The organism is Geomonas silvestris (assembly GCF_014193515.1).
Classification (GTDB): domain Bacteria; phylum Desulfobacterota; class Desulfuromonadia; order Geobacterales; family Geobacteraceae; genus Geomonas; species Geomonas silvestris.
On record NZ_BLXX01000005.1, the window covers coordinates 180,436 to 192,684 of the forward strand.

The 12,249-nt window shown below is 64.1% G+C and carries 11 protein-coding genes; all 11 read left to right on the forward strand.

Annotated elements, in window-relative coordinates:
* Positions 1-11 precede the first annotated feature (11 nt).
* The 11 genes from GMST_RS10290 to murG all read left to right on the forward strand — a co-directional run bounded on the left by GMST_RS10290 (position 12) and on the right by murG (position 12,101).
* The gene (locus GMST_RS10290; protein ID WP_183354564.1) at positions 12-332 is read left to right on the forward strand and encodes a hypothetical protein; all 321 of its coding nucleotides are present in this window, start codon (positions 12-14) and stop codon (positions 330-332) included.
* A gap of 275 nt (positions 333-607) precedes the next feature.
* Positions 608-1,090, forward strand: coding sequence for a division/cell wall cluster transcriptional repressor MraZ (gene mraZ / locus GMST_RS10295; protein ID WP_183354565.1), 483 nt, complete (start codon positions 608-610; stop codon positions 1,088-1,090).
* Complete coding sequence (gene rsmH / locus GMST_RS10300) at positions 1,091-2,032, forward strand: 16S rRNA (cytosine(1402)-N(4))-methyltransferase RsmH (protein ID WP_183354566.1); 942 nt, start codon at positions 1,091-1,093, stop codon at positions 2,030-2,032.
* Between the two features lie 15 nt (positions 2,033-2,047).
* A complete protein-coding gene (ftsL, locus tag GMST_RS10305) occupies positions 2,048-2,386 on the forward strand; it encodes a cell division protein FtsL (RefSeq protein WP_183354567.1) in 339 nt (112 codons plus the stop codon).
* A gap of 32 nt (positions 2,387-2,418) precedes the next feature.
* The gene (locus tag GMST_RS10310) at positions 2,419-4,362 is read left to right on the forward strand and encodes a PASTA domain-containing penicillin-binding protein (protein ID WP_281380029.1); all 1,944 of its coding nucleotides are present in this window, start codon (positions 2,419-2,421) and stop codon (positions 4,360-4,362) included.
* A 17-nt stretch (positions 4,363-4,379) separates the two neighbouring features.
* Positions 4,380-5,894, forward strand: a complete 1,515-nt coding sequence (locus tag GMST_RS10315; RefSeq protein ID WP_183354569.1) for a UDP-N-acetylmuramoyl-L-alanyl-D-glutamate--2,6-diaminopimelate ligase — start codon at positions 4,380-4,382, stop codon at positions 5,892-5,894.
* 59 nt (positions 5,895-5,953) lie between these two features.
* Positions 5,954-7,363, forward strand: coding sequence for a UDP-N-acetylmuramoyl-tripeptide--D-alanyl-D-alanine ligase (locus tag GMST_RS10320; RefSeq protein ID WP_183354570.1), 1,410 nt, complete (start codon positions 5,954-5,956; stop codon positions 7,361-7,363).
* Positions 7,363-8,439 (forward strand): phospho-N-acetylmuramoyl-pentapeptide-transferase, encoded by a 1,077-nt coding sequence (gene mraY / locus GMST_RS10325; protein ID WP_183354571.1) that lies wholly within the window; start codon positions 7,363-7,365, stop codon positions 8,437-8,439. Before GMST_RS10320 ends, mraY begins: the two co-directional genes overlap by 1 nt.
* Before the next feature lie 130 nt (positions 8,440-8,569).
* Positions 8,570-9,931 carry a UDP-N-acetylmuramoyl-L-alanine--D-glutamate ligase gene (gene murD / locus GMST_RS10330; protein ID WP_183354713.1) on the forward strand — a complete coding sequence of 454 codons (1,362 nt, stop codon included), beginning with the start codon at positions 8,570-8,572 and terminating at the stop codon, positions 9,929-9,931.
* Positions 9,928-11,031 (forward strand): putative lipid II flippase FtsW, encoded by a 1,104-nt coding sequence (gene ftsW, locus GMST_RS10335; protein WP_281380024.1) that lies wholly within the window; start codon positions 9,928-9,930, stop codon positions 11,029-11,031. The genes murD and ftsW overlap by 4 nt, the downstream gene beginning before the upstream one ends.
* On the forward strand, positions 11,028-12,101 hold the full coding sequence (murG, locus tag GMST_RS10340) for an undecaprenyldiphospho-muramoylpentapeptide beta-N-acetylglucosaminyltransferase (protein WP_183354572.1): 1,074 nt from the start codon (positions 11,028-11,030) through the stop codon (positions 12,099-12,101). The genes ftsW and murG overlap by 4 nt, the downstream gene beginning before the upstream one ends.
* Positions 12,102-12,249 lie beyond the last annotated feature (148 nt).

Genomic DNA, 12,249 nt, shown 5'->3' on the forward strand with positions numbered 1-12,249 from the left:
AGGCAGTAACCATGGCAACGATTCACGACCTCGTGCTCGCGCACATCGACAATAAACCGGCCTTCTACGCCAGGATCGAGGAGATCACCCCCGACGTGAAGCCGGGGTGGTGGAAGGTGAGGCTCCTCGTGCTCACCGTTCCCCTGCAGGTCTACACCTGGATCCTCGACGAGAGCCAGGTAAACGGCGCACCCTTCACCATGGGGGAGACCCCCATCATGCTGGAGAAGGTGGTCCCGCCGGAGCCGCCCCAGAAACCGCTCGCCCCGGTCCACAAGGGGGGCGGCAAGAAAGACAACGTAGTCTCCCTCTTCGACCGCAAAAAGTCCTAAGCATTTCCTGCATATCCTCCCGGCGGAGGCGCCTGCCTCCGCCGGGTTACCACCCGATGTGTCCTTTTTAACCCTCCGAAATAACAGCCCTATTTTTCCACTTGTTGCCACCGCCCCCTCCTGCCAGGCCTCCCTTTGCTTAACTGCTTGGAAAATCTCCGAAAAATTCCTTTTTCCCGGGCATATTTGCCTTGACAACCTATTTACCCTCCCGTATAGTTCGTCCGCAAAGTGGTATAAAGTGGTAAGAGGTGCCATAAAGTGGTGAGGTAGGCATGTTCAGAGGGAAATTCGAAACGTCGATCGATGCCAAGGGGCGCACCAGCATCCCCGCGAAATTTCGCGAGGTTCTGGTGGATACCTTCGGTGACGAGCGTTTTTTCCTCACCAAGTCGAGCCCGGTGCGCCTGGGCGACGGCGCCGTCGGCTACGGCCTGGTCATCTACCCGTACCAGAAATTTCTCGAACTCGAGGAGCAGCTGAAGGACGGCAGCGGTCTGGGGCTGAGCCTTGCCGAGCTGGCCGCCGTGAAGCGCACCGTGCTGGTGCCGGCCGTCGAGTGCACCGCGGACAAGCTCGGCCGCGTGCTCGTTCCCAACGACCTGAGAAAGAGCGCGCTCTTGGAGCGCGAGATCATCTTCGTCGGTATGCAGACCAAGGTCGACATCTACAGCCAGGCAGTCTGGACCAAGGTCTGCGAGCAGGACGAGCAGAACTACCCGATCGATTCCCCGGCACTCGCGGCGTTGGGACTTTAGATGGAAGACTTCCACCACATATCGGTCCTACCCGACGAGGTGCTCGCGGGGCTCGCCCCGCACGCGGGAGGGGTCTACGTGGACGGCACCCTGGGAGGCGCGGGGCATGCGGGGCTGATCCTCTCGGCCTGCGGGCCGGACGGCATCCTGATCGGTTTCGACCGCGACGCCGACGCCCTCGCGGTGGCCCGGAAGCGGCTGGCGCCCTTCGGCGACCGGGCCCGGTTGGTTCAGAGAAACTTCGCCGAGGTAGCGGCCGCCTTGACCGAGTTCGGCATCGACCGGATCGACGGCTTCGTCCTTGACCTCGGGGTCTCCTCTTACCAGCTCGACACCGGAGAGCGCGGCTTCAGCTTTCAGGCCGATGCGCCCTTGGACATGCGCATGGACCGCTCCAGCGGCCCGAGTGCCGCGGACCTGGTGAACACGCTTTCCGAGACGGAGCTTTTCCGGATCATCTCGGAGTACGGCGAGGAGCGCTGGGCCAAAAGGGTGGCGGCCTTCATCGTTGCGGCGCGGGACAAGGAGCCGATCCTCACCACCTTCCAACTGGTGGACGTCATCAAGGGCGCGATCCCGAAGGCGAAGTGGGAAGAGCGCCTGCACCCGGCGACCCGGACCTTCCAGGGGCTGCGCATCGCGGTGAACGACGAGCTGGGAAGCCTGGAGCGCGGTCTGAACGACCTGCTCGGCTTCCTCAAAAAAGGGGGGCGCGGCGCGGTGATCTCCTTCCACTCCCTGGAGGACCGCATCGTGAAGAACAGCTTCAGGGCCGCGGCGAGCGGCTGCAGCTGCCCCAAAGAGCTCCCGGTCTGCGTGTGCGGGCGGGTGCCCCAGTTCAAGGTCCAAGGCGGCAAGCCCAAGCGCGCCACGGACCAGGAAGTTCAGGAAAATCCCCGTTCGCGCAGCGCGAAGTTGCGGGTCATCGAGAAGATCATCTAAGAAGAGGGTTGTGTCATGGGACAAAGTAAAGTTGCTTACGGCAAGGTCGCCGCACCGGCGCGCACCGGAGCGGTCCCCAGCAGGGAAAGTCTGATCACGCTGCCGTACCTGACCGGGGTGATGGTGCTCCTTACCCTGGTGTCCATTTTCCACGTCTGGTCCCGGGTCGAGGTGATCGACCTGAACCTGAAGATCTCCGAATCGGCCCGCCTCCTGAAGGAACAGCAGCAGGAGAACAAGCGTCTCAAGGTCGAGGTGGCATCCCTGAAGGCTCCGGCCCGCATCGAGGTGCTCGCCAAGGGTGAGCTGGGGATGACCCTTCCCACCGAGCAGCAGGTGGTCCTGGTCAAGTGATCGAGAAACGGGAGAAATGGGCTCGGCTCCGGATGCGAACCGTGGCCGCCATCTTCGCCCTGGTTTTTGTAGTGACCGCCGGGCGTGCCTTCTATCTGCAGGTGCTGCAGAAAGAGCGCCTGGTGAAGCTCGCAGAGAAGCAGCATCAACGGGTGGTGGCGCTCACCCCCGGGCGCGGCGCGATCTTCGATCAGCACAACGCGCCGCTTGCCGTTTCCATCGAGATGGACTCCTGCTACGCCGAGGTGAAGCACCTGGAGAACGTCCCGGAGGCGGCCGGCAAACTGGCGCCGCTTTTGGGCTACAGCGCGGCCGAGTTGGAGGCCAAGTTAAAGGGGAGCCGCAACTTCGTCTGGCTGGGGCGCCGCCTGGCACCCGAGGTGGCCCAGAAGATCCGGGACCTCGATCTGGAAGGGATCGGCTTCGTCAAGGAGACCAAGCGTTTCTACCCCAACTCCGAGGTGGCGGCCCACGTCATCGGCTTCACCGGCACCGATCCGGGCGGGCTTGAGGGGGTGGAGAAGAAGTACGATTCCACCATCCTGGGGAACACCGGCTTCCTGGTCACCCAGCGCGACGCCCTGGGGCGCGATATCGACCTGCAGCAGGCCGGCGAGGGGAAGAGCGGCACCAAGGGGAACAACGTCGTCCTCACCCTGGACAAGAACGTGCAGTACATCGCGGAGAAGGAGCTGGCCCAGGCGGTCGTGAAAAACGGCGCCAAGGGGGGGATCGCGGTGGTCATGGAGCCGGAGACCGGGCGGGTGCTGGCCATGGCCAACTACCCGACCTTCAACCCGAACAGCCCGTTCAAGTACGGGCCGACCACCCTGAGAAACCACGCCATCTCCGACAGCTTCGAGCCGGGCTCCACCTTCAAGATCTTCCTGGTGGCAGCGGCGCTGGAAAACCACGCGATCCGGCCGAACGACAGCTTCAACTGCGAGAACGGCGTCTACAACTTCGCGGGGCGCACCATCCACGACACGCACAAGTACGCCTCGCTCACCGTGCCGCAGATCCTCAAGTACTCGAGTAACATCGGGGCGGCAAAGATCGGCAGCAGGCTTGGTGCGGAGCGGCTCTATGCGGCGCTCACCGGGTTCGGCTTCGGCGAGAAGAGCGAGATCGACCTCCCCGGGGAGACGGGGGGGCTGTTGCGCAAGCAGTCCAAGTGGTACGGCATCGATCTTGCCACCATCTCCTTCGGCCAGGGGGTGACCGCGAGCGCGCTGCAGATAGCCACCGCGGTCTCGGCGGTCGCCAACGGCGGGAACCTGATGAAGCCCTACTTGGTGGATCACATCGCCGACGACTCCGGCAACGTGATCAAGCAGTTCGCCCCCCAGGTCAAACGCCGGGTGATCTCCCCGGACACCGCCAGGAAGGTGGCCCACATGCTGGAGGGGGTGGTCAACGAGGGGGGGACCGGTACCGGTGCCGCCGTCGACGGCTACCGGGTCGCCGGCAAGACCGGAACCGCCCAGAAGGCCGACGGCCGCAGCTACTCGGCGAAGAAGCGCACCGCCTCCTTCGTCGGTTTCGTGCCGCTGGAGAACCCCAAGCTCACCATCTTGGTGGTGGTGGACGAGCCCACCACCAGCCCCTACGGCGGGGTGGTGGCGGCGCCGGCGTTCAGCGCGATCGCGCAGCAGGCCCTGTGCTACCTGAAGGTGCCGCTGGACCGTTCGGTGAAGAAGAAGGCCGAGCCGGTCGAGGAAAAGAAGGAGCTGCAGCCCGCTCCGGAGGCCGCCGAGGGAGGGACCGTCGAGGGGAGTGTCGCGGCGGGGGGCGAAGCCGGAAGTATGCCGAATTTCAGGGGCATGAGCATGCGTCAGGTACTGCGCATTATGGAAAAGCGTGGTCTCAATGTTAAACTGCAGGGGAGCGGCCGGGCCGTAGAACAAAGCCCACCGCCGGGAAGCCGGATCACCACGCAGGACCCTGTCTGGGTCCGGTTCGTCCCGTCCGCATGATATGAAATGGGGGTAGCATGAAACTCCGGGATTTGTTGAGCTGTCTCGAAGGTGCCCAGGTGATCGGGAACAGCGATGTCGAGATCGAGGCCCTGCACTACGACTCGCGCAGTGTCGGCCCAGGCGGGCTCTTCTTCGGGCTGCGCGGTGTAAAAAGTGATGGCTGCCAGTTTCTGGAAGCCGCGGTACACGGGGGGGCGGTCGCAGTCGTTGCGGACCGCCCCTGCGCCGTTGCCGGGGCCACCTTCGTCCAGGTACCCGACGCGCGCCGTGCGATGAGCCTCTTGGCGGCGCGTTTCTACGGCGAGCCGACTGCCGCCATCCCCACCATCGGGATCACCGGCACCAACGGCAAGACCACCACGAGCTACCTCGTCGAAGGGGTGCTGGAAAAGGCGGGGGTCCCCGCTGCGGTGCTCGGCACCATCAGCTACCGCTTCGGCGGCAAGGACATCCCGGCCCCCAACACGACCCCCGAGTCGGTCGACCTGCAGCGCACCCTGCGCGAGCTGGTGGACCTTGGTGCGCGCGGCGTGGTCATGGAAGTATCCTCGCACAGCCTCGAGCAGCGTCGCGCCGACGGCTGCGTCTTCGACGTCGCGGTCTTCACCAACCTGACCCGCGACCACCTCGACTACCACCTCGACATGGAGTCCTACTTCGCCAGCAAGTTGCGGCTCTTCACCGACCTCACCACCCCCGACGACCGCAAGCCCCGGCGCCGCGCCGTGGTGAACCTGGACGACCCCTACGGCCCGCGTATCAAGGCCGCCGCCAGCTGCCCCGTGCTCACCTACGCGATGGCGGGCGAGGCCGACGTGACGGTCGCCGAGGTCGACTTCTCGGTCAACGGCATCAGCTGCCGGCTGAACACCCCGCGCGGCGAGCTGAGCCTGCACTCCGACCTCCTGGGGCGCTTCAACCTGTACAACATCATGGCCGCCGTCACTGCCGGCATCGCTCTCGAATTTTCCGACGAGGCGATCCGTGCCGGCATCGAGGGGCACAAGAAGGTGCCGGGGCGGGTCGAGCGGGTCATGAACGACAAGGGGATCACGGTGCTGGTCGACTACGCCCACACCGGCGACGCCCTGGAGAACGTGCTCGCCACGGTGAGCGAGCTGAAGACCAACCGGATCATCACCCTCTTTGGCTGCGGCGGCGACCGCGACAAGGGGAAGCGGCCGGTGATGGGGGAGATCGCCGCGCGCCTGAGCGACCTGGCCATCATCACCTCCGACAACCCGCGCACCGAGGATCCCCAGGCGATCCTGGCCGATGTCCGGGCCGGGGTGGCACCGCTCGGGCTCAAGGAATACGGCGCCGACGAGCTGGCGGCGGGTTTCGAGCAGAAGGGTTTTGCCACCATCGCGAACCGCCGCGATGCGATCCGCGCGGCGCTGAAGGCGGCGCGCCCGGGCGACATCGTGGTACTGGCCGGCAAAGGGCACGAGGACTACCAGATCATCGGTACCCAAAAGCACCACTTCGACGACCGCGAAGAGGCCGCCGAGGCGTTGAAAGAGCTGTAGCATCATGTTCGTCCGATCAGTCGGATCGGTCCGATTCTAGAAAATAAGCAGGAGCAGTAATGGCACCATTTACCCTTGAAGAGCTGGCCCAGGCAACCGGCGGAACCACGCTGGGTGCGGCGGGCGCGAGCGCAACCGGCGTCTCCACCGACTCGCGCAGCGTTTCCGGCGGACAGCTCTTCGTGGCCTTGCGGGGCGAGCGCTTCGACGGCCATGACTTCATCTGCGCTGCGGCCGAGCGCGGCGTCACCCTTTTCCTGGTGGACAGCGCCTGGCAGGCGGCTCATGAGCTTCCGGCCGGCTGCTCCGCGGTCGTGGTTCCCGACACCCTCAAAGCCTTGGGCGACCTGGCCGCCTGGCACCGGCGCCGCTTCAAGATCAAGGTGGTGGGGATTACCGGCAGTAACGGCAAGACCACGACCAAGGAGATGCTGGCGCGCATCCTGACCCAGACCGGCCCCGGCCTCAAGACCGAGGGGAACCTGAACAACCTGATCGGCCTGCCGCTCACCCTCTTGCGCCTGACCGGCAAGGAGCGCTGGGCGGTGCTGGAAATGGGGATGAGCGCCTTTGGCGAGATCGACCGCCTGGCCGAGATCGCGGCACCGGACCTGGGGATCATCACCAACGCCTTCCCGGCGCACCTGGAGACCCTGGGGAGCGTGGAAGGGGTGGCCAAGGCCAAGGGAGAGCTCTTCCTGCGCCTGAAAGACGGCGCCTATGCCATCTACAACGTGGATGATCCCCTCATCTCCAAGTGCCCGACCCACGCCGACGTGAACCGGCTCACCTTCGGGCTGCGCGGCGCCGAGGTGAGCAGCGCCTCCATCAAGAGCCTGGGGAAGAAGGGGGAGAGCTTCACCCTGCGGCTCCCGAACGAGGAGTTCCCGGTAGAGCTCGCCGCGTACGGCCGTCACAACATCTACAACGCGCTGGCAGCGGCGGCCGCGGCCTACGCGCTGGGGATTCCCGGCGAGGTGATCAAGCAGGGACTCGAAGATTTCACCCCGTACGACAAGCGTTTCCAGCTCGAAGAACACGCAGGAGTGGTGCTCGTCGACGACAGCTACAACGCGAACCCCGCCTCGATGAACGCCGCACTCACGACCCTCAAGGAGATCTGCGATGCCGGTCGTGCCGTTGCGGTTTTAGGCGACATGCTCGAACTCGGGCTGGGGACCGAAGAGGCCCATCGCGAGCTCGGCAAACAGGCCGCGGCCAATGTGGAGCGGCTCTACCTCCTGGGCGACCTGGCCACGCTGGTGGCCGCAGGTGCGCTCGAGGCCGGAATGACATCCGATCAGGTCCTGGTGGCGCAGAGCCATGAAGAGATCGCCAGGGACCTGCTGGCCTGGCTGCAACCGGGCGATTGTGTAATGGTCAAGGGTTCCCGCGGCATGCGCATGGAGCGGGTGGCGCAAGCGGTGAGGGATGCCCTGGGGACTCCGGTGCAAGGAGGAAATAACTGATGCTGTACCACCTGCTCTTCCCGCTCGCCTCGAGCTACAAGCTTTTCAACGTCTTCAAGTACTTAACCTTCCGCACCATCTACGCCATGATCACGGCGCTGGTGCTCTCCTTCATCGTGGGCCCCTGGGTGATCCGCAAGCTGGAAGGGCTGCAGGCCCGCCAGGTGATCCGCACCGACGGCCCCGAGTCGCACCTGAAAAAACAGGGGACCCCCACCATGGGTGGCGTCCTCATCCTGGTCTGCATCATCGTACCGACCCTGCTCTGGGCCGACCTAAGAAACGCCTTCATCTGGCTTACCCTCTTCATCATCGGCGGCTACGGCCTCTTGGGCTTCTTCGACGACTACAAAAAGGTGGTGGAGAAGAACCCGAAAGGGCTCTCCCCGCGCCAGAAGATGTTCTGGCAGATCCTTTTGGCGGGCGCCGTCGCCATCACGCTCTACAACCTCCCCGGTTTTTCCACCGAGCTCTACCTCCCCTTCTTCAAGAAGGTGCACCCCGAGCTGGGGCTGCTCTTCATCCCGTTCGTCACCGTGGTGATCGTCGGGGCCAGCAACGCGGTGAACCTCACCGACGGCCTGGACGGCCTGGCCATCGGGCCGGTCGCCATCAACGCCGCGACCTACATGCTCTTTTGCTACATCGCCGGTAACGCGAAGCTCTCAGGCTACCTGGCGATCCCGTACGTGCCGGGTGCCGGCGAACTGGCGGTTCTCTGCGGCGCGGTCATCGGCGCGGGCCTTGGTTTCCTCTGGTACAACTCGTACCCCGCCGAGGTCTTCATGGGGGACGTCGGCTCGCTCGCTCTGGGCGGCGGTCTGGGAACCCTGGCGGTCCTGACCAAGCAGGAGATCCTCCTGGTGATCGTGGGGGGCGTCTTCGTGGTCGAAGCACTTTCGGTGATCTTCCAGGTCGGCTCCTACAAGTACCGCGGCAAGCGCATCTTCCGGATGGCGCCGATCCACCACCACTTCGAGCTGAAAGGGGTGGCGGAGCCGAAGATCATCGTGAGGTTCTGGATCATCACCATCATCCTCGCACTGGTGGCGATCTCGACCCTGAAGATGAGGTAGCAAGGCTTAAGCGGGTACTCACCATTTTTTCCGCAAATGAGGGTGGTTTTCAGGTAGTATGCTGAGTTTTTCGGGACGATCCGCCCCGACGGGGCCCGCCCCGGACTTCGGCATGGCAAGGCGAAAAGCGATGGAACTTAACGGGAAAAAGGTTTTGGTGGTAGGTCTGGCCCGCACGGGCGTGGCGGTGGTGCGCTTTCTGGCGCAGCAGGGCGCCGAGGTGACCGTGACGGACATGCGCGACGAGGAGAAGCTGGCCGAGAGCCTGGCAGAACTTGCCGACCTGGAGCTCAACCTGGAGCTGGGGCGCCACGTGCCGCACAGCTTTTTGATGGCGGACCTTATCGTGGTGAGCCCGGGTGTCCCGATGGACATCAAGCCGCTTCTGATGGCGCGCTCCCAGCACCGCCGCGTGGTGAGCGAGGTCGAGCTCGCCTCCTGGTTCATCGAGGCCCCCATGGTCGCCATCACCGGCACCAACGGGAAGACCACCACGACCACCCTGACCGGCGAGATCTTCAAGGCCTGTGGTTTGGAGACCTTCGTGGGGGGGAACATCGGCCGGCCGCTCATCGAGCTGGCAAGCTCCGGCGAACGCGTGGACCGCGTGGTGGTGGAGCTCTCCTCCTTCCAGCTGGAGGGGATAGAGAGCCTGCGCCCCAACGTGGCGGTGCTTTTGAACCTGACCGAGGACCACCTGGACCGCTACGCGAGCTTCCAGGAGTACATCGACGCCAAGCTGCGCATCTTCGAGAACCAGACCTCCGAGGACTTCGCGGTCCTAAACATCGACGACCCGCTGGTCGCGGCCTGCGCCGGGAAGCTCAAGGCGCGCGTCTTCCCGATGAGCCGGCTTCAGGAGCTGGAAGAGGGGATCAGCTACCGCGACGGGTTCATCACCTTCGCCCACAACGGCAAGGTGCTCCGCTTCGGTACCGACGGCTTCCGCCTCAAAGGGGTGCACAACCTCGACAACATCATGGCGAGCCTCGCCGCGACGCTCCTGCTGCGCTGCGACGGCGACTGCGCCTACCAGGCGGTCCGCACCTTCAAGGGGCTGCCGCACCGCATGGAGTTCGTCACCGAGTTTAACGGCGTCTCCTGGTACGAGGATTCCAAAGGTACCAACGTGGGGAGCGTGGTGAAGTCGCTGGAGAGCTTCCCGGCCAACATCACCCTGATCGCCGGCGGCAAGGACAAGGGTGGTTCCTACCAGCCGCTCGCCGAACTGGTGGCCAACCGGGTGAGCCACCTGATCCTGATCGGCGAGGCGCGGGTGCGCATCAACGAGGAGCTCGGCCACCTGACCGACACCCGCCTCACCTCGAGCCTCGAGGAGGCGGTCGAGTTGGCGGGAACACTGACCCAGCCGGGCGGCGTGGTACTCTTCTCGCCCGCCTGCTCCAGCTTCGACATGTTCAAGGATTACGCGGAGCGCGCCGAGCGCTTCAAGGCGGCGGTGCGCGCGCTTGAAGAGGAGGCCAAGGGGTGAAACGGGTAGAGGGGTTCGACATCATAGTCCTCGTCATGGCGGTGATCCTCACCTGCTTCGGCGTGGTCATGGTCTACTCCGCCTCCTCGGTGATGGCCGCCAAGAAGTTCCACGACGGGTTCTACTTTTTAAAGCGCCAGTCGCTCTTCGCCCTGATTGGTTTCATCGGCATGGGCATCTTGATGCAGATCGACTACCACGTCTGGAAGAAGTGGGCGGTGCCGCTCTTTTTCACCTGTTTTTTTCTGCTCCTCTTGGTGTTTCTCCCCGGCATAGGCGGGACCGCCAAGGGGGCTTCGCGCTGGATCCGGCTTCCCGGCTTCAACTTCCAGCCCTCCGAGCTGGCCAAGGTGGCGCTCATCATCTATATGGCCTACTCGCTGGACAAGCGCCAGGACAAGCTGAAGCAGTTCATGTCGGGCTTTTTCCCGTACCTCTTGATCCTGGGCGTCTTCATCGTGGTGCTTTTGTGCCAGCACGACATGGGGGCCGCCATGACCATGGGGGCGGTCGCCATCGTGATGCTTTTCGCCGCCGGGACCCGGGTGCAGTACATCGTCGGCATGCTGTTGGTGGCGCTCCCCGGCGTCTGCTTCCTGATCTTCACCAAGGCCTACCGAATGCGGCGCATCACGGCGTTCCTGGATCCGTGGCAGGATCCAACGGACGCGGGATTCCAGATCATCCAGTCCTGGCTGGCGCTGGGGACCGGCGGGGTCTTCGGGCAGGGGCTCGGTGAGGGAAAACAGAAACTCTTCTATCTCCCCGAGGCGCACACCGACTTCATCCTGTCGGTATGCGGCGAGGAACTCGGATTCATAGGCGTCATCGTGATAGCCTCCATGTTCCTGTTGCTGGTGCAGCGCTCCATACGGGTGGCGATTGCGGCCGAGGATAACTTCGGTCGCTTCCTTGCGTTCGGGATCGCGATCCTCATTGGCCTTGAAGGTTTCATCAACATGGCGGTGGTCACCGGGATGCTCCCCACCAAGGGGATCGCGCTTCCCTTCGTGAGCTACGGTGGCAGCTCGCTGATCATCACACTCTGCGCGGTGGGCATCCTGCTCAACGTGTCCACCAAGATGAGGGTCGCGGCATGAGGCTGGTCATTGCAGGAGGCGGCACCGGGGGGCACCTCTTTCCCGGCATAGCGATCGCCGAGGAGTTCCTGGCGCTCAACCCGGCGAACGAGGTGCTCTTCGTCGGCACGAGCCATGGCATCGAGGCGCGCCTGCTCCCCAAACTCGGCTACCCGCTGGCGCTCATTTCGGCAAGCGGCGTGAAGGGGCTCGGTACCGCCAAGAAGGTCCTGAGTGCGGCGCGCATGCTCTACGGCTACGCACAGTCCCGCAAGATTTTAAAGGAGTTCAAGCCCGACCTGGTGCTCGGTGTCGGCGGCTATGCCTCGGCGCCCCTGGTGATGGCGGCACGCGGCATGGGGATCAAGAGCTTCATCCACGAGCAAAACGCCTTCCCCGGCCTGGCCAACAAGCTTTTGGGGCGTTTCGTGGAGCGCGTCTTCATCTCCATGAAGGGGGCGGAGGGGTTCTTCCCCAAGAACCGCACGCTCATGACCGGCAACCCGATCCGCAAGGAGATCCTCTGGGGCTTCCAGGAGCGGCAGCAGCGCGCAACCGAAGCTTTCAGCCTGTTGATCTTCGGCGGCAGTGCCGGGGCGCACCGGATCAACACCGCCGTTATCGAGGCGCTTCCTTTTCTGGAAGGGGTAAAGGAGAAGCTGCGCATCACGCATCAGACCGGCGAGAAGGACCAGGCGCTGGTGCGGGACGCCTATCGCGCTGCCGGTTTCCAGGCCCAGGTGTCGAGTTTCATCGACAACATGTCCACCGCCTACGGAGCCGCCGACCTGGTCGTCTGCCGCGCCGGGGCGACCACCATCGCCGAGATCACCGCCTGCGGCAAGGCCTGCGTGTTCATACCGTTTCCCTACGCGACCGACGACCACCAGCGCAAGAACGCCGAGTCGCTGGTGAACGAGGGGGCCGGCTTCCTGATCGTCGAGGACGACCTGAGCGGCGAGGTATTGGCCAAGCAGCTGCTCGAGCTCATGGAAGACCCGAAGCGGCTGGCCGCCGTGGAGCGCAACGCCCGGAGTCTTGCCCAACTCGACGCCGCCCAGGTCATCGTCACGGCGATGATGGAAAAATAGAAACCTGAGAAACCGGTTCTACGTTCTACGTTCTAGGTTCTACGTTAGAACCAGAAGCGAAACTTGCGGTCGGTTTACCGTTCTCCGGGAGGACCAGGAACCGGCAGGGAAGATTCTCAACCTAGAACGTAGAACATAGAACCTAGAA